General features: G+C 66.7%; 18 protein-coding genes. 11 read left to right on the top strand and 7 right to left on the bottom strand.

What is annotated here, in order from left to right; all coding sequences use genetic code 11:
* Position 1 precedes the first annotated feature (1 nt).
* From ACE3N9_RS10875 to ACE3N9_RS10855, 5 genes are all read left to right on the top strand, one after another.
* The gene (locus ACE3N9_RS10875; protein WP_374283733.1) at positions 2–475 is read left to right on the top strand and encodes a peroxiredoxin; all 474 of its coding nucleotides are present in this window, start codon (positions 2–4) and stop codon (positions 473–475) included.
* A complete protein-coding gene (locus tag ACE3N9_RS10870; RefSeq protein ID WP_374283732.1) occupies positions 472–1,263 on the top strand; it encodes a ferritin-like domain-containing protein in 792 nt (263 codons plus the stop codon). Before ACE3N9_RS10875 ends, ACE3N9_RS10870 begins: the two co-directional genes overlap by 4 nt.
* Before the next feature lie 114 nt (positions 1,264–1,377).
* Positions 1,378–2,148: a M23 family metallopeptidase gene (locus tag ACE3N9_RS10865; RefSeq protein ID WP_374283731.1), complete on the top strand. Its 771-nt coding sequence runs from the start codon at positions 1,378–1,380 to the stop codon at positions 2,146–2,148.
* 248 nt (positions 2,149–2,396) lie between these two features.
* Positions 2,397–3,950: an acyl-CoA synthetase gene (locus tag ACE3N9_RS10860; RefSeq protein WP_374283823.1), complete on the top strand. Its 1,554-nt coding sequence runs from the start codon at positions 2,397–2,399 to the stop codon at positions 3,948–3,950.
* 46 nt (positions 3,951–3,996) lie between these two features.
* Entirely contained in the window at positions 3,997–5,295 is a 1,299-nt protein-coding gene (locus ACE3N9_RS10855; RefSeq protein WP_374283730.1) for a cytochrome P450, read from the top strand.
* Between the two features lie 807 nt (positions 5,296–6,102).
* On the opposite strand, the gene ACE3N9_RS10850 is transcribed toward ACE3N9_RS10855, so the two are convergent.
* From ACE3N9_RS10850 to galU, 3 genes are all read right to left on the bottom strand, one after another.
* The gene (locus ACE3N9_RS10850) at positions 6,103–7,779 is read right to left on the bottom strand and encodes a methyl-accepting chemotaxis protein (RefSeq protein ID WP_374283729.1); all 1,677 of its coding nucleotides are present in this window, start codon (positions 7,777–7,779) and stop codon (positions 6,103–6,105) included.
* A gap of 135 nt (positions 7,780–7,914) precedes the next feature.
* Complete coding sequence (locus ACE3N9_RS10845) at positions 7,915–8,700, bottom strand: enoyl-CoA hydratase/isomerase family protein (protein ID WP_374283728.1); 786 nt, start codon at positions 8,698–8,700, stop codon at positions 7,915–7,917.
* A gap of 60 nt (positions 8,701–8,760) precedes the next feature.
* Positions 8,761–9,657, bottom strand: a complete 897-nt coding sequence (galU, locus tag ACE3N9_RS10840) for a UTP--glucose-1-phosphate uridylyltransferase GalU (RefSeq protein ID WP_374283727.1) — start codon at positions 9,655–9,657, stop codon at positions 8,761–8,763.
* A gap of 125 nt (positions 9,658–9,782) precedes the next feature.
* Here galU and murA point away from each other — a divergent pair, with 125 nt between their 5' ends.
* Together murA and ACE3N9_RS10830 are read left to right on the top strand one after the other, a co-directional pair.
* Positions 9,783–11,066: a UDP-N-acetylglucosamine 1-carboxyvinyltransferase gene (gene murA / locus ACE3N9_RS10835; RefSeq protein ID WP_374283725.1), complete on the top strand. Its 1,284-nt coding sequence runs from the start codon at positions 9,783–9,785 to the stop codon at positions 11,064–11,066.
* A 307-nt stretch (positions 11,067–11,373) separates the two neighbouring features.
* On the top strand, positions 11,374–13,320 hold the full coding sequence (locus ACE3N9_RS10830) for a hypothetical protein (protein WP_374283722.1): 1,947 nt from the start codon (positions 11,374–11,376) through the stop codon (positions 13,318–13,320).
* Here ACE3N9_RS10830 and ACE3N9_RS10825 read toward each other — a convergent pair.
* From ACE3N9_RS10825 to ACE3N9_RS10810, 4 genes are all read right to left on the bottom strand, one after another.
* Positions 13,313–14,278, bottom strand: coding sequence for an acyltransferase family protein (locus tag ACE3N9_RS10825; RefSeq protein WP_374283720.1), 966 nt, complete (start codon positions 14,276–14,278; stop codon positions 13,313–13,315). The genes ACE3N9_RS10830 and ACE3N9_RS10825 overlap by 8 nt on opposite strands.
* Positions 14,279–14,331: 53 nt before the next feature.
* On the bottom strand, positions 14,332–14,574 hold the full coding sequence (locus ACE3N9_RS10820) for a ribbon-helix-helix domain-containing protein (protein WP_374283718.1): 243 nt from the start codon (positions 14,572–14,574) through the stop codon (positions 14,332–14,334).
* Positions 14,575–14,743: 169 nt separating this feature from the next.
* Positions 14,744–15,466, bottom strand: a complete 723-nt coding sequence (phbB, locus tag ACE3N9_RS10815; RefSeq protein WP_374283716.1) for an acetoacetyl-CoA reductase — start codon at positions 15,464–15,466, stop codon at positions 14,744–14,746.
* 105 nt (positions 15,467–15,571) lie between these two features.
* Positions 15,572–16,258: a hypothetical protein gene (locus ACE3N9_RS10810; RefSeq protein ID WP_374283714.1), complete on the bottom strand. Its 687-nt coding sequence runs from the start codon at positions 16,256–16,258 to the stop codon at positions 15,572–15,574.
* A 265-nt stretch (positions 16,259–16,523) separates the two neighbouring features.
* Here ACE3N9_RS10810 and ACE3N9_RS10805 point away from each other — a divergent pair, with 265 nt between their 5' ends.
* Genes ACE3N9_RS10805 through holA form a run of 4 tightly spaced genes read left to right on the top strand, consistent with a single transcriptional unit; the run spans position 16,524 to position 21,094 of the window.
* Positions 16,524–16,976: a DUF3576 domain-containing protein gene (locus ACE3N9_RS10805; RefSeq protein WP_374283712.1), complete on the top strand. Its 453-nt coding sequence runs from the start codon at positions 16,524–16,526 to the stop codon at positions 16,974–16,976.
* Between the two features lie 58 nt (positions 16,977–17,034).
* Positions 17,035–19,566: a leucine--tRNA ligase gene (gene leuS, locus ACE3N9_RS10800; protein WP_374283710.1), complete on the top strand. Its 2,532-nt coding sequence runs from the start codon at positions 17,035–17,037 to the stop codon at positions 19,564–19,566.
* Positions 19,563–20,066 carry an LPS assembly lipoprotein LptE gene (lptE, locus tag ACE3N9_RS10795; RefSeq protein ID WP_374283708.1) on the top strand — a complete coding sequence of 168 codons (504 nt, stop codon included), beginning with the start codon at positions 19,563–19,565 and terminating at the stop codon, positions 20,064–20,066. Before leuS ends, lptE begins: the two co-directional genes overlap by 4 nt.
* Positions 20,063–21,094 (top strand): DNA polymerase III subunit delta, encoded by a 1,032-nt coding sequence (gene holA / locus ACE3N9_RS10790; protein ID WP_374283706.1) that lies wholly within the window; start codon positions 20,063–20,065, stop codon positions 21,092–21,094. Before lptE ends, holA begins: the two co-directional genes overlap by 4 nt.
* The last annotated feature ends 37 nt before the right edge of the window (positions 21,095–21,131 follow it).

Raw genomic sequence — 21,131 nt, 5'->3', positions numbered from 1 at the left:
CATGAGCAAGTCCGCATCCGTGGGTGACAAGCTGCCCGACATCGCCCTGACCGCGCCCGATGGCAGCGCGGTGAAGCCGTCCGATTTCGCCGGGCGCAAGCTGGTGCTGTTCTTCTATCCCAAGGATGACACCCCCGGCTGCACAACGGAAAACCTTGATTTTTCGGCCCTGGCGGATGATTTCGCAGCGGCCGGCACCGCGCTGCTCGGGATCAGCAAGGACAGCCCGGCGCGCCACCAGAAATTCGCCGCCAAGCACGGCCTCAAGGCGCCGCTCGCGACTGACGCGGAAACAGGCGGCCTGTCCGACGCGCTGGGGATCTGGACCGAAAAGCAGAACTACGGCCGCACCTACATGGGCATGGTCCGCACCACGCTGCTGGTCGGCCCGGACGGCACGATCGCGCGAGTCTGGGACAAGGTGAAGGTCAAGGGCCACGCCGCCGAAGTGCTGGAGGCGGCGCAGGCGCTGTGACTTCGGTTTCCGCGGCAATCCGCGCCGCGCTGCTGACTGCCGATCCCACGGCCAAGGCCTTTGCAGCACGGCAAGTCGCGCGCGACTGGGCCGCCGGAAAGCTGGCCTTCGTCTTCGATTGCGCCATGCCGGACGAGCCGGCGCGCCCGGCCGCGCCCGAGTTGCTGCCGCCCAACCGGATGCCCAAGCGCGGCAAGGGCGGGTCGCAGCGCGGGCGGATCGCGCTGTGGCACGCGCTGGCGCATATCGAATTCGTTGCGATTGACCTCGCGCTTGACATGGCGGGGCGCTTCGGGGCGCAGATGGGGCCGCAGTTCGTCACCGATTTCCTCGCGGTCGCGGCGGACGAGGCGATGCATTTCGCGCTGCTTGCGCGGCGGCTGCGCACGCTCGGCAGCCACTACGGCGCGCTGCCGGCGCACAGCGGTCTGTGGGACGCCGCGCGCGAGACCAGCCACGATGTTGCCGCCCGCCTGGCAGTGGTGCCGATGGTGCTGGAAGCGCGCGGGCTGGACGTGACGCCGATGACGCTGGAGCGCGTCCGGGCGAGCGGCGACGAGACCGGCGCGCGCATCCTGGAACGAATCCTTGACGATGAAATTCGCCATGTTCGATTCGGTTCAACGCATTTCACCGCAGTTTGCGCCGCACGCGGCGAATCCGCGGAATCCCTGTGGAAATCGCTAGTTACGCGGCACTTCAGAGGGGCGGTTAAGCCACCGTTCAACGACTCGGCGCGCGGTGAAGCCGGTTTACCGCGCGAATTCTATACCGGGGTTGCGCATTGATCCCGCCCCCGGCAAACCACGCTCAACGAGACGGCGGGGGGTCCGACCATCTCAAAAGTTAGGGTTCGCACGTTCCGGTCCGCCCGGTCCGGGACGCTGAGACAAGGGTTTTTTGTGGTCGCTATCGCGCTTTTTGCCAAGTTCCGTTCGGTCGCCGGCCTTGCCGTTGCCGCCGCCAGCCTGGCTTTCCCCAATCTTGCCCTGGCCAACAGCGCGTCTGCCAATGCGGACATCACCGCCCCGCTGCGCGAAGCCCGCGCCGCCAAGGCGACCCAGGGCAGCGATGAAGAATTCCGCCGCCTGTTCGCCAGCTGGAAGTCGCTCGATAGCCGCAACGGCGCGATGATCACCCCGGTGATGACCACGGCCAAGTCGCCGGTCGCCGGCCTGATCACCACCCCGCTGGCCCCGGCCGCGACCACCATCACCATGCCCAGCAAGGTCGCGATCCCCTCGATCAATCCGGTCGATGGCGCCGCGCTGACCAGCAGCTTCGGCCTGCGCTGGCACCCGGTGCTCGGCGGCCGCCGCGCGCACAAGGGAATCGATCTGGCGCAGCCCACCGGCACCCCGATCCGCGCCACTGCCGATGGCGTGGTCAGCAAGGCCGACTGGTTCTCCAGCTATGGCCTGTTCGTCAGCCTGGAACACGGCGGCAACATCCAGACCCGCTATGGTCACATGTCGCGCCTCAACGTAGCCGCCGGCCAGGCCGTGCGCAAGGGTGACGTGATCGGTTACGTCGGTTCGACCGGCCGCTCGACCGGGCCGCACCTGCACTATGAAGTGCGGATCGCCGGCACCGCGGTCAGCCCGGTTCCCTACATGCAGGGCGAACTGGCCCGCGAAGCCGCCGAAGGCGTGCAGCTGGGCGGTTCGAAGTAAGACAGGTTTTCTTCCGCGCATCCGGGCGGAAGTCCCGGAGCGGGGCTTCAGCTTCGGAGAGGATGCTGGGAAAAGGGCGACGGGTAACCGTCGCCCTTTTCTGTTGCGGCGGGGCAATCGCGTGACGAAGGCTGGCGCTCGGCACGCATTTCCGCGCGGCAGGCCGCCTTCCCCATTGCATCACTTAACCGATCGGTTAAACCATTCGCAAAGCGGTGGAACAGCCGCCCATGGAGAGTGATTCTGCGATGCATCCTTCAGTCCACGCCCAGGCCAATCCCGCCAAGCCCGCGATCATCATGGCCGGCAGCGGCCAGGTCATCACCTTTGGTGAACTTGACGCCCGTTCCAACCAGGTCGCCCAGCTGTTTCGTGCCAAGGGCATCGGCGTGGGCGATACGGTGGCGATCTGCATGGAAAACCACCCGGCCTATTTCGCGCTGGCCTGGGGCGCGCAGCGCGCGGGCCTGCACTATGTCTGCATTTCCAGCCGCCTGACCGCGCCGGAAGTGGCCTATATCCTCGAAGACAGCGGCGCCAAGCTGCTGTTCACCTCGGCCTACCTGGCCCCGGTGATGGACGAAGTCGCGGGCCTGGCGCCCGGCGTACCGCAGCTGCGCTTTGGCACGGACGGCGCGGATAGCGCCGATGCCGCGCTTGATGCCATGCCCACCACCCCGATTGCCGATGAACGCGCCGGGGTGGACATGCTCTATTCGTCCGGCACCACCGGCCGGCCCAAGGGGGTCAAGATCCCGCTGCCCGACGATCCGTCGATCGCGCAGAACAATTCGCTGGCGGACCTTGCCCGCATGGCTTTCGGGATCAAGGAAGACGCGGTCTACCTTTCGCCCGCGCCGCTCTATCACGCCGCGCCGCTGCGCTGGTCGATGACCGTGCACAAGGTTGGCGGCACCGTGGTGGTGATGGAAAAGTTCGATCCCGAAGACGCGCTCGCCGCGATCGAGCGTTACCAGGTGACCGACAGCCAGTGGGTGCCGACCCATTTCGTCCGCATGCTCAAGCTGGACGAGGATGTGCGCAAGAAATACGACACTTCGACCCTGAAGTGCGCGATCCACGCCGCCGCGCCGTGCCCGGTGCCGGTCAAGCACGCGATGATCGACTGGTGGGGCCCGGTCCTGTTCGAATACTACGCCGGGACCGAAGGCAACGGCTTCACTTTCATTTCCAGCCCTGAATGGCTGCAGCGCCCCGGCTCGGTCGGCCGCGCGCTGACCGGGATTGTTCGCGTCTGCGACGAGAACGGCGATGAAGTGCCGCGCGGCACCGAAGGGCAGATCTTCTTCGAGCCGACCGACCTGACCGCCAAGCCGTTCGAATACCACAACGACCCGGTCAAGACCGCCGAAAGCCGCAACAAGCACGGCTGGACCAGCCTGGGCGATGTCGGCATCCAGGACGAGGACGGCTATGTCTTCCTGACCGACCGAAAGAGCTTCATGATCATTTCGGGCGGGGTGAACATCTACCCGCAGGAGATCGAGAACCTGCTGGTGCTGCACCCCAAGGTGGCCGACGCGGCGGTGATCGGCGCCCCCGATCCCGACATGGGCGAACGCGTGGTGGCGGTGGTCCAGCCGCTCGACATGGCCGATGCCGGACCGGCGCTGGCTGAGGAACTGCACGCTTACCTTGCCCCGCAGCTCAGCCGGGTGAAGATGCCGCGCCAGATCGACTTTCGCGAACAGCTCCCGCGTGAGGCGACCGGCAAGCTCTACAAGCGGCTGCTGCGCGATGAATACAAGGCCGCCTACGAACAGGCCCAGGCCGGGGGCTGACGCCCCCGCCTGACCACCAGAACAAGCATACCCGGGAGAGCCATTGATGAACGCACCTGTCGCTTCGCCCGCGGTGGCGAAGGCCGTGATCGATCCGCAAAGCTATGCGGACTGGGATCCGCTGCTCGACCTGTTCGACCAGGTCCGCGCCGAAACGCCGGTGCTGCGGATCGAATCGCCCGACGACGATCACGAGCCGTTCTGGCTGATCACCCGCTATGACGATGTGATGCGCATTTCGAAGGACAACGCGACCTTCCTCAACGCGCCGCGTCCGGTGGTGTTCACCAACCGCCAGGGCGAACAGTTCGCCCGGCACATCACCGCCCAGCAGGGCGATGAAAGCCCCAACCTGGTCAACTCGCTGGTCGCGCTCGATGCGCCCAAGCACCCCAAGCTGCGGCGCCTGACGCAGGACTGGTTCATGCCCAAGAACCTGCGCAGCATCGAGGCCGACATCCGCGCGCTCGCCGCGCGCACCGCCGACCGTCTGGTCGCGGCCGGCACCGACGTCGACTTCGTGAAGGAAGTCGCCGCGCCCTATCCGCTGCATGTCGTGATGCAGATCCTTGGCGTGCCCGAGGAGGACGAGGCGCGGATGCTGTTCCTGACCCAGCAGATGTTCGGCGGGCAGGACGAGGAGCTCAACAAGTCGGGCATGGCCGATCTGACGCCCGAACAGATCACCCAGATCGTGTTCGGCGCGGTGGCCGATTTCGAAGCCTATTTCGAACAGCTGGCGGCGCAGCGCCGCGCCAATCCGACGGGTGACGTCGCCACGATCCTGGCCAATGCGGTGGTCGATGGCGCGCCGCTGTCCCCGCGCGATCTGGCGGGCTACTACATCATCACCGCCAGCGCCGGGCACGATACGACCAGCGCTTCCACCGCCGGGGCGATGCTGGCGCTGGCCCGCGATCCCGACCAGTTCGCCAGGGTCAAGGCCGACCGCAGCCTGCTGCCGAACATCGTCGAGGAAGCGATCCGCTGGACCACCCCGGTGCAGCACTTCATGCGCATGGCGGCCGAGGACGTCGAGATTTCCGGCGTGAAAGTGGCCAAGGGCGACTGGCTGATGATCAACTATGTCGCCGCCAACCACGATCCGGCGCAGTTCGACAATCCGCGCAAGTTCGACGTGACCCGCGACCAGACCCGCCACCTCGCCTTCGGCGCGGGCGCGCATCAGTGCCTGGGGCTGCACCTCGCGCGGCTGGAAATGCGGCTGCTGTTCGAAGCCCTGCTCGACCGGATCGGCAGCGTCGAACTGGCGGGCGAACCGCGCCGCGCGAAAAGCACTTTCGTCGGCGGCCTCAAGACCCTGCCACTGCGCATCGCGGCCTAGGCGGCGGGAAGGAAGCTGGACCCCGGGTCAAGCCCGGGGTGACGGGGTGAGTGTGTGGCGGCAGGATTGGGGCGGGGCGGTTCGCTGGGACCGTCTGCTGTGGTGTCGAGTTCAGAAGGGCCGTGCTGGCTGCGAAGTTGCGGTTAGCGGTCGGTCATGATGATTGACGCTGGCGTCCATGCCCTTCGACGTCGCGTTTCCCTCTCTGATACTTCCTCCCCATCGAAGTTTGCTTTCAAAGGTTCGGATGTGAACGCGGCGGCTTGGTCAAGCACTCTGACATTCACCACGGCAAACACACTGCCATCGCTATCCGCCCAAGTCGCAGCCAGTAAGACGCCGCAGTTGTGACACACGTGAAAATCTGTGATTCCCAGCCCCATCTTATAGGTGTCGATAGACAAGCTACTCGTTGCTATGACAATTTTGCCCTGAGGGTCAGACAGATAAGCGGCTGCATGCTTCTGGCAAAAACTGCATTGGCAGGCGCGAGGAATACAGACGGTGGGTTCGTTGCCCGTCTCAAAATGGACGGACAACCTGCCACAATGGCAGCTGCCAGTATGGATAAAGCGCATTAGGCAATGCCTACGCCAAAGTTGGGAACGACCGCAATGTTGGCGTGTCCGGAAAGCCAGGTTGTACTGCGAGGTCTGGAATAGCAGAACCGGATACGCGCACATCGTCCTCCCTATTCCCGTCACCCCGGGCTTGACCCGGGGTCCAGCTATTCCTTGCTGCGGCGGGAAGGAAACTGGACCCCGGGTCAAGCCCGGGGTGACGAGGGGGTAGGTAGGCTCAGGCCCGCTAGAACTCGGACCAGTCCTGCGCCTCGGCATCGGGCTTCAGCGCGAGGTTGCCTTGCACCCGGGGCAGCGCGCGGAGTGTTTCGGCGGGGCTGGCTGGCGGGCTGAGCGGCGTCAGGCGGCCCGGTGCGCCGGTTTCGACGTGGAAGCGCGAGACCAGGCTGATGAGTTGGCCGCTTTCGCTCGCCAGGCTGTGGGTGGCGGCGGTGGTTTCCTCGGCCATGGCGGCGTTCTGCTGGATCATCCCGGTCATGGCGCCGATCTTGCCGGCCAGCTGGTTGAACAGCTCGCCGGTTTCGCTGACCAGCTTGACCCCGCCGGCGACGTGATCGGTGCTGGTGGTGATCAGGCTCTTGACGCTGGCCGCCGCATCGGCGGTGCGCTGGGCCAGCGCGCGCACTTCGGTGGCGACCACGGCAAAGCCCTTGCCGGCATCCCCGGCGCGGGCCGCTTCGACCCCGGCGTTGAGCGCGAGCAGGTTGGTCTGGAAGGCGATCGCGTCGATCAGCTCGATGATCTTGGTGATTTCTCCGGTCGAGCGTTCGATTTCGGCCATGGCGGTGGTGGCGCGGCGCACCACCTGGCTGCCGGCTTCGGCTTCGCGGTGGGCTTCGTCAACCGCGGCGGCCTGGGTTTCGTTGCGCTGGGCCAGATCGTCGGACGCGGCGCGGATATCGGCGATGCCGTGGGTCACGGTATCGGCCCCCAGCCGGACCTGGCGCATCGCTTCGGCCAGCGATTCGACCGCGCGGTTGTAATTGGTCCGCAGCTCGTCATAGCCGCCCGGCAGCGGGCCGCGCACGCGCCATTCAAGGTCCTGTTCGGCCAGCCGGCCCAGCGCGGCGGTCAGCGTGGCGACGGCGGCCTGCTGTTCGCGTTCGGCCGCTTCCTTGGCCAGGCCCGTCTGCTGGAACACGGCGGCGGCCTCGATCATTTCGGCGATTTCCTCGCTCGCGCCGCTGGAGTCGAGCCGTTCGGACAGGTCGCCCTGGGCCATTCGGCGCAGCGATGCGGCCGTGCCGCGGATCGGATTGACCACCGACCGGTTGACGAACAAGACCGCCGCGATCACCGAGACCACCTCGATCAGGGCGCTGAACAATTGCAGCGCGGTGGCGAAGGCAAGGTTGGCCTCGGCCGCATCGACCTTGGCCTGGAGCGCGGTCTTGAGCGCAGCGCCGAGGCTTTCCTGGGTGGCCTCGAACGCTTCGAACTGGCGGTTGAACGGGGCCAGCGCCGCTTCGCCGGGCCGGCCGGCGCGCAGCGCGCGCATCCCCTCGCTCGCGGCGCTGCGATAGGCCGCCGCGCCGGTGCGGGTCTGCTTGATCGGATCGTTCAGGGCTTCGCCCAGCGGCTTGGCGGCGACTTCGCCGATCGACTGGTCAAGCCGGGCCTGATGGCCGGCGAGGTCCTGCTCGAGCTTGGCCGCGCGGGTAAGGTCGCCGGCGGCGTGAACCGAGGCGAGTTCGAGCATGTCGCTGCGGATCGCGTCGTGCATCATGTCGCTTTCCATCTGCGCGACCTGGGCTTCGGCGATGGCGCGCTGTTCCTGGGCGTTCCAGCTCAGCGAATATTGCAGGTAGATGCCGACGACGCATTGCATTGCGCCGACCCCGGCCAGCGCGAACAGGCTGAGCGTCAAGCGGCGCTTGATCGTGCTGCGAGGCTTGGTGGCCATGGAATTCGTTCCCCCGGATGCGGCGTCGGCACGGATGGGCGACGCACGGTTGCCTGGGGCGGGGAACTAGCAGGACAGGGTTAAGCCCGGCATGGCGCGCGGCTAGGCGCGAATACGGGGGCAGGGGAGGGCGCCCTAGCGCCCGGTGAATTGGGCCGGGCGCTTTTCCAGGAAGCTCTTGATCCCTTCCTGGAAATCCTGGCTGGCGAACAGCGGCAGCAGTTGCAGGTAGACGTGCTGGACGTGGGTCGGGAAGGTTTCCTCCAGCCCCATGCGCATCATCCGCTTGGCCGAAGTGACGGCAAGCGGCGCGTTGGCGGCGATCTCGGCGGCCATGCGGCGCGCTTCGGCCTGCACCTGTTCGGCGGGGACCACCGTGTTGGCCAGCCCTTCGGCCAGGCATTCGGCGGCCGTCAGGGTGCGGCCGGTGAAGATGATCTCGCTCGCCTTGGCCCAGCCGATCATCCGGGGGAGGAACCAGGTGCCGCCGCTTTCGGGCACCACCCCGCGCTTGACGAAGGCGGCGGCGAGCTTCGCCTCCTGCGCCATGATGCGGATGTCGCAGCCCAGCGCGAGGTCCATGCCATAGCCGGCAGCCGACCCGTTGAGCGCGCAGATCACCGGCTTGTCGATCGCGTGCAGCACGGTCGGCGGGGTGTTGCGCAGGTCCAGCGTGGCGGCAAAGCTGCCGCCGGTGCCGATCCCTTCGCCGCTGGCCGCCTCGTTCAGGTCCAGCCCGGCGCAGAACGCGCGGCCCGTGCCGGTCAGCACGATCACCCGCACGTCCGCATCCTCGTTGGCGCGGGTCAGCACCACGCACAGCTCGTCCAGCATCTCGCGCGAGATGGTGTTCATCCGTTCCGGACGGTTGAGCGTGATCGTCGCGATGTGTTCGCTGACGGCATATTCGAGCGCAGCCATCTGTTCCTCTCCGGCAGTCGTTTTGGCTACCTTAGAGGGGAGATGCCGCGGGGCAAGGGGTCAGCTTGCCTCCAGCAGCCGCCTGGCGATGGCGCGCACCTCGTCGGCCATGTCCTCGCGCCCGAGCGCCAGGGCCAGGGTCGCCTCGACCATGCCGGTCTTGCTGCCGCAGTCATAGCGCTTGCCGGCAAAGGTCACGGCGTGAAACGGCTGACTGCCGATCATCTGCGCCATCGCGTCGGTCAGCTGGATTTCGCCGCCCGCGCCCTTTTCCTGACCTTCCAGCACCCGCATCACTTCGGGCTGGAGGATATAGCGGCCCGAGATGATCAGGTTCGACGGGGCGTCCTCGCGCTTCGGCTTTTCGACCAGCCCGGTCACTTCGGTCAGCGCGCCGCGGCGTTCGCCCGGTGCGATCACGCCATAGGAAGACACGTCCTCCTCCGGCACTTCCAGCACCGAGATCAGGTTGCCGCCGACCTCGTTATAGGCTTCGACCATCTGCTTCATGCAGCCGGTCGAGCCCTTGTTGGCGATCATCAGCTCGTCCGGCAGGAAGATCGCGAAGGGTTCGTCCCCCACGATCGCGCGGGCGCACCAGATCGCGTGGCCCAGCCCCAGCGGCACCTGCTGGCGCACGGCCACCAGGTTGCCCGGCTGGATCCGGGTTGGTTCGAGGATTTCGAGCGACTTGGCCCGGTCCTTCATCGTCGTTTCCAGCTCGAATGCATGGTCGAAATGCTCGACGATCGCGGTCTTGCCGCGCCCGGTAACGAAGATCAGCTGGTCGATCCCGGCCTCGCGCGCCTCGTCCACCGCGTACTGGATCAGCGGACGGTCGATCACCGGCAGCATTTCCTTGGGGATCGCCTTGGTCGCGGGCAGAAAGCGGGTGCCCATGCCAGCGACGGGGAACACGGCCTTGCGGATCGGCTTGCGGGGTGCGGTGTCGGTCATGCTCGGGCGGTTACCTTGTTCAGATTACAGCGTAGTTAAACCGTGTGATGGGTCCGGTTGCAACCTGTCTGTGCATAGGGATGCACAGCGCTTGCCGCTTGCACAAATCCGTCTAAATCGAGGACATGGACAAGATCATCATCCAGGGCGGCCACAAGCTGTCCGGCACCATCCCGATTTCCGGCGCCAAGAACGCGGCGCTCACCCTGCTGCCCTGCGCGCTTTTGACCGACGAGCCGCTGACGCTGCGCAACCTGCCGCGCCTGGCGGATATCGACGGGTTCCAGCACCTGATGAACCAGTTCGGCGTATCGACCAGCATCGCCGGCAGCCGGCCCGAGGATTTCGGCCGGGTGATGACGCTGGAGGCGACCCGCATCACCAGCAGCGTCGCGCCCTATGAACTGGTGCGCAAGATGCGCGCGTCGATCCTGGTGCTGGGGCCGATGCTGGCCCGTATGGGCGAGGCGACCGTGTCGCTGCCCGGCGGCTGCGCGATCGGCAACCGCCCGATCGACCTGCACCTGAAAGTGCTGGAAGCGATGGGTGCGACGATCGAACTGGCCGCCGGTTACGTCAAGGCGATTGCGCCCGATGGCGGCCTGCCCGGCGGGCGCTATGCCTTCCCGGTGGTCTCGGTCGGCGCGACCGAGAACGCGCTGATGGCCGCCGTGCTGTGCACCGGCAAGACCGTGCTGCACAATGCCGCGCGCGAACCCGAAATCGTCGACCTGTGCAACCTGCTGGTGGCGATGGGCGCCGAGATCGAGGGGATCGGCACCAGCGACCTGACGATCCACGGCGTCCCGCGCCTGCACGGCGCGACCTACCGGGTGATGAGCGACCGGATCGAGGCGGGCTCCTATGCCTGCGCCGCCGCGATCACCGGGGGCGAGGTGTTCCTGAAGCACGCCGTGGTCGAGGAAATGGACGCGACCGTGCAAGCGCTGCGCGATGCCAATGTGTTCGTCGAGCCGCGCCCTGGCGGGCTCTATGTCGCGGCGCAAGGCCCGCTCAAGGCGGTGACGCTGTCGACCGCGCCCTATCCGGGCTTTGCCACCGACATGCAGGCGCAACTGATGGCCATGCTGTGCCTGGCCGAAGGCAGTTCGGTGCTGACCGAGACGATCTTCGAGAACCGCTACATGCACGTGCCCGAGCTCAACCGCATGGGTGCGCATATCGAAACCAAGGGCCGCACCGCCGTGGTCCACGGGGTGAAGAAGCTGCACGGCGCCGAAGTGATGGCCACCGACCTGCGCGCCTCGATGAGCCTGGTGATCGCGGGACTGGCCGCCGAAGGGGAAACTCAGGTCCACCGTCTCTATCACCTCGATCGCGGCTATGAGCGGCTTGAGGAGAAGCTGGCGCTGGTCGGCGCGCAGATCGAACGCGTCGGCGGGGATTGATCGGCCCGCGCCTGCGCCGCGTGGACGAATTGCGACCTGGAGTTTGCGGCGGCGGACTGGCACTTGCGCCCGACGCTTCCCCCTCCCGTGCCGTCACCCCGGGCTTGACCCGGGGGCCAGCTATTCTTCGTGGGGGCAGGAAAGGAAGCTGGACCCCGGGTCAAGCCCGGGGTGACGGGGTAGTTGAGGCAGTTGCGGCAGCGGCAGGGGCCGAACAGCAGGCATCGACTTTGTCCACGCCGCCTAGGGGAATGTCCTGGACCTGCTCCTAACCCCTTGGTCTGATTAACCATATTATGCCACCGGCGTGGTTCGCTTGCTGCGCCTTGTGGTCGCCGTGCTGTGCGCGGCGGGAATGCTGACCCTGGTGCTGGACCGCGCCGGGGCGGCCCAGCGCAGTGCGCCGGGATGGTGGGATCCTGATGGCGTGGGCAGTGGATCGGACTGGCATTTCCGTGTGCCGGTGACCCTGCCGGCCGCCTCCACGGTCAATTCCACGGCCAAGGTCGATATCGACTTTGCCGCGCTGATGACCCAGCTGGGCATTTCCGGCACACTCGATCCCAATTCGATCCGGGTGGTGCGCCCCGGCGGCACGCTGGCGACCATTCAGGAATATAACGACAGCATTTATGCCGGGGCCAGCGACAGCAATGCCAGCCGCGGCGAAGTGCGCTGGATTATCGAGGATGGCGGCGCGCAGACCTACCAGGTCTACTTCGACGTCACCGCCAATGGCACCAAGGCGGCTAACCCGCAGACCCCGATCAACGGCAACTTCGAACACAGCACTGCCGGCACGCAATTGCCCGCCGGCTGGGCCAGCGCGGCCCGGCTGGATGCCAATTACGATCTGCAGGTCCGGCCCGGCGAAAGCGTCAGCGTGACATCCGATGGCGGACCGCTCAACAACCCCTATACCACCGATGGTTCGCCCCGCACCGGCAGCTATTCCTATCTGCTCGGTTCGCGCAGCAACAACGAGGTAACCGCCGGGCTGAACGCGACCATGCTGACCCGCACCTTTACCGTGCCGGCCAGCAATCCCGGCAACCTGGTGCTCAACTGGCGCAATGAAGGCTGGGATTCCGAAGGGTTCGACAACCTGCACATCACCCTGACCCCGGCGGGCGGCACGGAAACCGTGCTGGTGGGCAACAGCCTGGGGCTCTACACCACCTATCCCAATTCGCCCAACATCGGGTCCGACTTCGTTTTGGACACGGCGGCGGGTTACGGCCAGTACAACGGTTATGACACAACTGCGACCGGCACCCACATGAACGGGATGACGGTCAGCCCGCGCTCCGAACGCTGGTGGAGCCGGACCTATTCGCTGGCCGCCTTTGCCGGGCAGACGGTGACCCTGGCGATCGGCACCGATCACGTGCTGTCCTATCGCACCTGGTTCCACATCGACGATATCGAATGGTCGGTGGTGACCGGCACGCTGGGTGTGGCACAGGGCTTTGGCGTGGCGGCGACCAGCCCGGCGGGATCGCAGCCGCCTGGCCAGACGCTGGTGCTGCGCGCCCTGGTCGATGCCAAGCCGACCGCCGCGACCAATCCCGTGACCGCCGAAATCGTCAACGCGGCGGGCACCACGGTGGCCAGCGGGATCAAGCTGTTCAACGATGGCACCCACGGCGACGTGACCGCCAACGACGCGGTGTGGACCAACAACGGCTCGGACAGCGCCAATCCGACTTATACGATCCCGCTGAACGCGGGCAGTTCCGGGCCGTGGACCGTGCGGGTCCAGGCGCGCGGGGGCAGCACCAGCACGCTGGGGGCCGCCTACAACGGGCTGGTCCATCGCAGCGGCCAGCCCAATGCGCTGGTCATGGCCAACTGGTGGAACATCGATGATGCCAGCTTCATGGTCGATGCTGCCGTGATCAGCGTGGCCAAGACCATGACCGTGGTGGCGAACGGGGTGGAAAGCACCAACTGGAAGGCCATTCCCGGCGCCACGCTGCGCTATTGCGTGACGATCGGCAATTCCGGCACCGCCAGCGCCAGCACGGTGATCGCCACCGATAGCTTGCCCGCGATGCTCAGCTACGTGCCGGGCAGCCTGCTTAGCGGCGCCGACTGCGCCAGCGCCGCAACCGCCGAGGACGACAACGCCACCGGCACCGATGAAAGCGACCCGGTGGGGGTCGGCTATTCGGCCGGAACCATCAGCGTGATCCGCTCCAGCCTGCCGACCGGAACCTCCTTTGCCGTGACTTACCGGGTCACGGTTAACTGACGGGCGGGGCTGCGCGGTCGGGGGACTTGCCGAGCAAGCGGCGGCACAGTTGCAGGGTCGGAATTTCCACCCAGCGCGTCATCGCCCAGGCGGCCACCACGGTGATCGCGAGGCCCGCCACCTTCCACACTACGCTGCCCTGCGCCCGGTCGCCCATGGCAAACAGCACCGGGGCATGGACCATGTAGGCGGTGTAGGAAATTGCCCCCGCAAACTGGAACGGACGCGCGGAAAACAGGCCCTCGCGGGCAGCACCGGCCAGGATCGTGATCGCCGTCAGCGGCGGGACCAATGCGGCGAACCAGTGCCATTGTTCGGCCAGCAACATGATCAGCAGTAGCCCCCCGACCAGCGGCCAGGTGGGCAGGGGCAGGGGGCGCAGCCGGGTCAGGCATGCCCCCGTCAGCAGTCCGGCAGCGGCCCGGACCCCGCCCAGCACGTCGCCCAGCGGCACCCGGCTGGCGGCCAGGCAATGCAGCGCCATTGCCAGCACCAGCACCACGCGCCAGGGCGGCTGCCACAGCCGCAGCAGCAGGACCCCGGCAATCGGCAGGTAGAATTCCCAGGTGATCGACCAGGCCGGAAAGTTGGCCGGTTCCAGCCCGAACAGGGGCGGGGCCATGATCAGTTCGGCCGCGCTGACCTGGCGATCCGCGCCAATCAGGATCACCAGCGTCAGGGTTAGGAAATAGACCGGGGCCAGCCGCCAGATCCGCTTGATCGCGAAGCGGCGCGGATCGCCATCATAGGACAGCGCGAGGACATAGCCGCTCAGCAGGAAGAAAACGTCGACCGCCAGCGACAGCGTCATGCCCGGCCATCCGGTCAACCGCTGGATCAATCCGTTGATGCCGAAATGAAGCAGCACCACGCCAAAGGCTAGCAGTCCCCGGATACCATCCAACTCGTGGATGTGGCGTCGGCCAAAGGCAATCTCGCGTTCTCGGGTCAGGGCCATCGCGGCAGGCTATGACACGCCGTCGCCCGCCTGCGCAAGGTTGCGGCAGCGGGTTAGACCAGCCGGGCCGCCAGCCAGCCGACCAGCCAGACCCGCACCGCGCCGGCCAGCCCCGGCGGGACCGGCGCGCGGATCCGCTCCGCATCGATCCGGGCGACCAGCGCGTTGATCGGCAGCCCCTCGGCGTGGGCAGCCTGCTTGAGCAGTTCCCAGAACAGCGGTTCCAGGCTGATCGAGGTCTTGTGCCCGGCGATCTCGACCGAGCGCTTGACCGGCGGGTGGAACGGAGTGGTCATAACCGCGAGAGTAGGCGGAATTTGGGGATGCCCGCAATGATTTGCGGGCATGGGCCCGGTCATGCAGAAAGGCAAACCGGCTCTGCCGTGCCTTGGCCTCCTTCTGCACGGCCTTTGCGCCGTTCAACCCCGGCTCAACCTGCTGGTGCGCAGGGGCCGGTGCAGCGCCTCAATACATGTGCTGGCCGCCGTTGATGCTCATCGTCGAGCCTGTCATGAAGCCGCCGTTCTCGCTGGTCAGGAAGGCGACCCCACGGGCGATTTCCTCGGCGTGGCCCAGCCGGCCGACCGGGATCTTGGCCACAATCTTTTCCAGCACAGGGGCCGGAACGGCGGCGACCATGTCGGTATCGATATAGCCCGGCGCGATCGCGTTGACCGTCACCCCGAACTTCGCCCCTTCCTGGGCCAAAGCCTTGGTAAAGCCGTGGATTCCGCTCTTCGCGGCGGCATAGTTGACCTGGCCGTACTGCCCGGCCTGGCCGTTGATCGAGCCGATGTTGACGATCCGCCCCCAGCCGCGCTCGCGCATGCCGGGGAAGGTTGCCTTGGCCATGTTGAAGCAGCCGCCCAGGTTGATCCGCATGACTTCGTTCCAGTCATCGAAGCTCATCTTGTGCAGCACCCCGTCGCGGGTCACCCCGGCGTTGTTGATGACAATGTCGATCGGGCCGAATTCGGCGGCGATGTCGTTGCAATTGTGGATGCAAGCCTCGTGGTCGCCCACGTCCCAGCGGATCGCGGGAATGCCGGTATCCTGGGTAAAGGCGCGGGCCTTTTCCTCGTTCCCGGCAAAGTTGGCGATCACGATGTGACCCTGCTTCTGCAGCCGCCTGCAAATTGCCTCGCCAATGCCGCGGGTGCCGCCGGTAACGATAGCCACTCTTGCCATGATCGCCCTTTCCCTGGAGCCGGAATCCGGAAAGGCGAGCTTATGCAGCGCCGCCCGGGGCGGCAAGCGGCTTGCATACGTAAATGCGGGGGCGATCGGCCCGGTTCAGAACTTGAACTGGGTGCCGAGGTAGACGGCCTGGTTGTCCTGCCGGCTTTCGCTGAGCGGCTTCAGGCGGTCGCGGTCCGAGGTCACCCGCACGCCAGCAGTGACGTTGATATTGCGGGTCAGGCGATAGGACCCGCCCAGGTCGACCATCTGGTCGTTCTGTTCGAACGTGCGGGGCGAACGCCCGGCTTTCTGCCGTTCGTCAAGCGCGATGCGGGGGGCGAAGCGCGACGGATCGTCGGCCGCGCCGCGCGACGGCTGGAAACTGGCCAGATCGGGCATGTCGACCTTGCGGATCTCCGTAACGCCGCTTTGCGCGAAGCTTTGATAGCCGCGCGCAGCGCCCAGGCTGTAGGCAGTGGGCGCGATGCGGAGGCCGCTGCCATCCCCGCCCTGCATCGGCCCGCGCACCACGATCGGGTGGTTCTGGTCGAAGCGGACGGCCACGGTGACCGACCGGTCGAGCCGGTTGGGCGAAGCCGCCGGGGTAAAGCGGAACAACTGCCCCTTGGACAGCGCGCGAACGGTGATCGACCGGGCCAGCCGCGGATCGACCATGGCGGGCTGGAAGCTGCTGCGTTCGCTGGCCACGCCGCGATCCAGCGGGCGCGGATCGATCCGGTTGGCCAGTGCCAGCACCGCGCTGGGCAGGGCGAGCAGGCCGACCGCGCAGGCCAGCAGCATCGCCGGCGTTCCGCCGCCGCGCCGCCTGTTCCGCCCGGTTGTCTGCATGCCGTCCATTGTGCCCCGATTGTCCCGCGTTTGCCGCGCGAATCCAAGCGCAAAGTGCAGCGGAGCCGTTGAATAGCAGCTTAACGGCCGTTCAGCAGGCATTCACGGCGTGGACGTGCTAGTGGACGGCAGGCCCGTGCGCACTTGCCGCGCGGCCCGCCTCGGCTATAGAGGCTGCCGAACCAAAGGGATCCGGATTGAAGCGATGACTGCCAGCATGACCAAGCGCACCCCGAATTTCCGCACGCTGGGCCGGGCCGGCCTGGTGGCCATGGCCGCCCTGGCGCTGGTCAGCTGCGGCGGCGGGAAGAAGGCGTCGAAGGCGCAGCTTGCCGCATCGCGCGTCACCACCATCGGGGTGAACAGCTACCTGTGGCGCGCCAGCCTCGAAGCGCTCAGCTTCATGCCGCTGCTGCAGACCGATTCGAACGGGGGCGTGATCGTGACCGACTGGTATGCCAACCCGAACAATCCCGGCGAACGCATGAAGGTGACCGTCACCATCCTCGACCAGGATCTGCGCGCCGATGCCCTGCGAGTCGCCGCCAGCCGCCAGGTGTCGCAGAACGGCGTGTGGCAGGACGCCCCGGTCCAGGCAGCGACCGTGCAGAAGCTGGAAGACGTGATCCTGACCAAGGCCCGCGACCTGCGTAACAGCGCGATCAAGTAAGGGGCTGCCGTCCAACGGCAGTCTCGACAAGCGCGCCTGACCCGTTAGAGGGGCGCTCATGACTAGTGAACGCTTCGATCCGTCCAGCGCCGATCCGCGCTGGCAGCGCGAATGGGACGCCCGCGAAAGCTTCAAGGCCGATGACAATTCGGCCCGCCCGCGCAGCTACGTGCTTGAGATGTTCCCGTATCCGTCCGGGCGCATCCACATCGGCCACGTCCGCAACTATACCATGGGCGACGTGCTGGCCCGCGCCAAGCGGATGCAGGGCTATGAAGTGCTGCACCCGATGGGCTGGGACGCCTTTGGCATGCCGGCGGAAAACGCGGCGATGGAAAAGGGCGTTCACCCCGGCGGCTGGACCCGCGACAATATCGCCAACATGAAGGCGCAGCTGAAGCGCCTCGGCTTCGCGCTCGACTGGAGCCGCGAGATCGCGACTTGCGAGCCGGACTATTACGGCCAGGAGCAGGCGCTGTTCCTCGACCTCTACGCAGCCGGGCTGGTTTATCGCAAGGAATCGGCGGTCAACTGGGATCCTGTCGACATGACGGTCCTGGCCAATGAACAGGTGATCGACGGGCGCGGCTGGCGCAGCGGCGCGCTGGTCGAAAAGCGCAAGCTGAACCAGTGGTTCCTCAAGATTACCCAGTTCGCAGACGAGCTGCTGGCGGGTTTGGGCGAGCTGAAGAACTGGCCCGAAAAGGTTCGCCTGATGCAGGAAAACTGGATTGGCAAGAGCCAGGGCCTGCGCGCGAAGTTCCGCTTCGTCGATAGCGAGGACGGGATCGAGGTGTTCACCACCCGGCCCGATACGATGTTCGGCGCCAGCTTCGTCGCCATCGCGGCGGACCATCCCTTTGCCCAGGCCATGGCTGAAAATCTGCCCGAGCTGCAGGCCTTCATCGCCGAATGCAAGCAGGGCGGCACTACCGCGGCTGAACTGGAAACGGCGGAAAAGAAGGGCTTCAACACCGGCTATTCGGTTGAGCACCCGCTCAAGAAAAGCTGGCATTTGCCGGTCTATGTCGCCAACTTCGTGCTGATGGACTATGGCACCGGTGCGGTGTTCGGCTGCCCGGCGCATGACCAGCGCGACCTCGATTTTGCCCGCAAGTATGAATTGCCGGTCACCCGCGTGGTCGCCGATGGCGACGAGACCGACCCGGTGTTCGTCGGCGACGAGGCCTATACCGGCCCGGGCCGCATCGTGAATTCCGAATGGCTTGACGGGATGAGCGTCGAGGACGCCAAGGCCGCGATCATTGCCAAGGCGCAGCACGATGGCTGGGGCCAGGCCGAAACCCAGTTCCGCCTGCGCGATTGGGGCGTGTCGCGCCAGCGGTACTGGGGCACGCCGATCCCCTTCATCCACTGCGATGCCTGCGGCGTGGTGCCGGTTCCCAAGGACCAGCTGCCCGTGACCCTGCCCGAGGATGTCAGCTTCGACACGCCGGGCAATCCGCTGCTGCGCCACCCCACCTGGAAGCACGTCGATTGCCCCAAGTGCGGCAAGCCCGCGGTGCGCGAAACCGACACGCTCGACACTTTCGTCGACAGTTCGTGGTATTTCCTGCGCTTCGCCAGCCAGCCGGGCGACCGGCCGTTCGATCCCGAAGTGGTCAAGAAGTGGCTGCCGGTCGAGCAGTACATCGGCGGGATCGAACATGCGATCCTGCACTTGCTCTACGCCCGGTTCTGGACCCGCGCCCTGGCGCACATCGGCCTGATCGACGTGAAGGAGCCGTTCGCCAGCCTGTTCACGCAGGGCATGGTGACGCACGAAACCTATTCGCGGGTCGACCCCGGCAACGGCCAGCCGATTTACTTCAGCCCGGCCGAGATCGAGCGCGGAGCCGATGCGGCCACGCTCAAGGCCGATGGTCAGCCGGTCGAAGTGGGCCGCGTCATCAAGATGTCGAAGTCGAAGAAGAATGTCGTCGATCCGGACGACATCATCGCGACTTACGGTGCCGACGCGGTGCGCTGGTTCATGCTGTCCGACAGCCCGCCGGAACGTGACCTGCCCTGGTCCGAGGCCGGCATCGAGGGCTGCGCCCGCTTCGTCCAGCGGCTGTGGCGCTTGTTCGGGCAATACGATCCCGCCGCGACCGGCGAGGACAAGGCGCTCGACCGCAAGCGCGACCAGACCGTCCACGCCATCGGCGAGGACATTGCCGCGCTGGGCTTCAACAAGGCGGTGGCGCGGATCTATGAATTGACCGGCGTGATCGACAAGGCCGCGCCTTCGGCTAGCCGTTCTGCCGCGATCCGCACCCTGCTCTTGCTGGCCGCGCCGATGATGCCGCACCTGGCCGAGGAAGCCTGGGCCGTGATCGGCGGCGAGGGGCTGGTGGCCGATGCGGCCTGGCCCCCGGTCGATCCCGCGCTGCTGGTCGAGGACGAGGTGACCGTGGCGATCCAGGTGCTGGGCAAGCTGCGCGACACCGTGACCGTGCCCAAGGGTCTGCCCCGCGAGGAGCTTGAGGCGCTTGCACTGGCCAGCGAGAAGGTCCAGCGTGCGCTGGATGGCAAGGCAGTGAAGAAGGTGATCGTGGTGCCCGACCGGCTGGTCAACCTGGTGGCATGAAGCGGCTCGGCACCCTGCTGCTGCCCTTCGCGCTCGCGGCCTGCGGGCTTCAGCCGATGTATGCCGGCGGCGGCAATGGCGCCGTGGCGCAGGGGCTGGGCGCGGTCGAAGTACCGGCGATCGAGGGCAAGGCCGGCTGGCTGGTCCGCAACGCGCTGGTCGACCGGCTGGGCGCTGGCGGGCACGGCGGCGCGGCGCGCTACCGGCTCGACGTGCGGCTGGATGACAAGCTCGAAGGGTTGGGCCTGCTGTCGGACGATACCATCGGGCGCGAACGGCGCACGCTGCGCGCGCGCTATCAGCTGGTCGATCTGGCCAGCGGGTCAATCGTGCTCGATGCCACCGCCGGGTCCGATGCCGGGATCGACGTGGTCAGCTCCGAATACGCCACCATCGCGGCCGAACGCACCGCGCTGGAAAACCTGTCGCGCGAAGTGGCGGACCGGATCGTTACCCGCGTGGCGCTGCAACTGCGTGCCGCCCCGGCCAAGGCGCAGTGAAGGCCACCCAGAAGGATTTCCGCGGCCAGGCGCAGCGCTTTGCGCGCGAGGCCGGCGTGTTTTTCTTCTGCGGGCCTGACGAGGCCGGCGCGGCTGACGCGGCGCAGCAGATCCTTGCCCTCCTGCCCGATGCGGGGGAACGGGTCGAACTGTCGGGGGGCGACCTGCGCCGCGATCCGGTGCGGCTGGGGGATGAAGCGCGCTCGACCTCGCTGTTCGGGGACAAGCGCCACATCTATGTTCGCGCGCAGGGCGACGAGGCGCATGACGCGGTCGAGATCCTGCTTGGCGGCGAGGCCGAGGCCTGCCCGGTGCTGATCGTCGCCAGCGGCGCGACCGACAAGTCGCGCACCGCTAAGCTGCTCGCCAATCGGCCCGACGCCGTGGTGGCGATGTTCTATCCGCCTGACTTGCGGCAAATGAGCGACATGGTGCGGAGCATGGCCGATGCCGCCGGGGTGCGGCTGACCGGCGATCTGGCCGACCGGATTGCGCGGGGCGTTTCGTTCGACCTTCGCCTGGCACAGTCCGAGGTGAACAAGCTTGCGCTCTATCTCGATGCCAGTCCCCAGGCGCCGCGCACGGCCGAAGCTGCCGCGCTCGATGCAATCGGGGCGCGGACCGAGGAGGACGGACTTTCCCCGATCGTCAACGCCGTGCTGAGCGGCGAGGCGGGCAAGCTGCCGCAGGAACTGCGCCGCATGCGCGAACTGGGGCTGAACCCGGTGGGCGTGCTGCTGGCGATCGAGCGCCGCGCCGCGCAACTGGCGATGCTGGCGGCCAAGGTCGGTCCGCGCGGCGACATTAACGCCCTGATCGAAAGCGAATCGGCTGCGCGCCGGATCTTCTGGAAGGACAAGCGCGACCTGCACGACCAGTTGCGGCGCTGGCGCGGGCCGCGCCTGGCCCGCCTGGTCGACCGCCTGGTCGCCTTGCACCGCGCCTTGCTGGGCAACAGCCAGCAGGCCGAACTGCTGCTGGCCCAAGGCTTGTCCGAAATCACCCGTGCCGCAATGAAACGCAATTAACCATTTCTACTTAAGCGCTTTGTTGTTAGGTGATTGC

Origin of the sequence: Novosphingobium sp. (genome assembly GCF_041905565.1) — a bacterium.
Taxonomy (GTDB): Bacteria; Pseudomonadota; Alphaproteobacteria; order Sphingomonadales; family Sphingomonadaceae; genus Novosphingobium.
The sequence above is the reverse complement of the archived record's forward strand: the minus strand, read 5'-3'. Positions and strand labels throughout refer to the sequence as shown.

What these genes read in the sequence shown, in the direction of transcription:
- ACE3N9_RS10875 (WP_374283733.1), top strand. Translation starts at nt 2, where the DNA reads ATGAGCAAGTCCGCATCCGTGGGTGACAAGCTGCCCGACATCGCCCTG.
- ACE3N9_RS10860 (WP_374283823.1), top strand. Translation starts at nt 2,397, where the DNA reads ATGCATCCTTCAGTCCACGCCCAGGCCAATCCCGCCAAGCCCGCGATC.
- ACE3N9_RS10855 (WP_374283730.1), top strand. Translation starts at nt 3,997, where the DNA reads ATGAACGCACCTGTCGCTTCGCCCGCGGTGGCGAAGGCCGTGATCGAT.
- ACE3N9_RS10850 (WP_374283729.1), bottom strand. Translation starts at nt 7,779, where the DNA reads ATGGCCACCAAGCCTCGCAGCACGATCAAGCGCCGCTTGACGCTCAGC.
- ACE3N9_RS10845 (WP_374283728.1), bottom strand. Translation starts at nt 8,700, where the DNA reads ATGGCTGCGCTCGAATATGCCGTCAGCGAACACATCGCGACGATCACG.
- galU (WP_374283727.1), bottom strand. Translation starts at nt 9,657, where the DNA reads ATGACCGACACCGCACCCCGCAAGCCGATCCGCAAGGCCGTGTTCCCC.
- murA (WP_374283725.1), top strand. Translation starts at nt 9,783, where the DNA reads ATGGACAAGATCATCATCCAGGGCGGCCACAAGCTGTCCGGCACCATC.
- ACE3N9_RS10825 (WP_374283720.1), bottom strand. Translation starts at nt 14,278, where the DNA reads ATGGCCCTGACCCGAGAACGCGAGATTGCCTTTGGCCGACGCCACATC.
- ACE3N9_RS10820 (WP_374283718.1), bottom strand. Translation starts at nt 14,574, where the DNA reads ATGACCACTCCGTTCCACCCGCCGGTCAAGCGCTCGGTCGAGATCGCC.
- phbB (WP_374283716.1), bottom strand. Translation starts at nt 15,466, where the DNA reads ATGGCAAGAGTGGCTATCGTTACCGGCGGCACCCGCGGCATTGGCGAG.
- ACE3N9_RS10810 (WP_374283714.1), bottom strand. Translation starts at nt 16,258, where the DNA reads ATGCTGCTGGCCTGCGCGGTCGGCCTGCTCGCCCTGCCCAGCGCGGTG.
- ACE3N9_RS10805 (WP_374283712.1), top strand. Translation starts at nt 16,524, where the DNA reads ATGACCAAGCGCACCCCGAATTTCCGCACGCTGGGCCGGGCCGGCCTG.
- leuS (WP_374283710.1), top strand. Translation starts at nt 17,035, where the DNA reads ATGACTAGTGAACGCTTCGATCCGTCCAGCGCCGATCCGCGCTGGCAG.
- lptE (WP_374283708.1), top strand. Translation starts at nt 19,563, where the DNA reads ATGAAGCGGCTCGGCACCCTGCTGCTGCCCTTCGCGCTCGCGGCCTGC.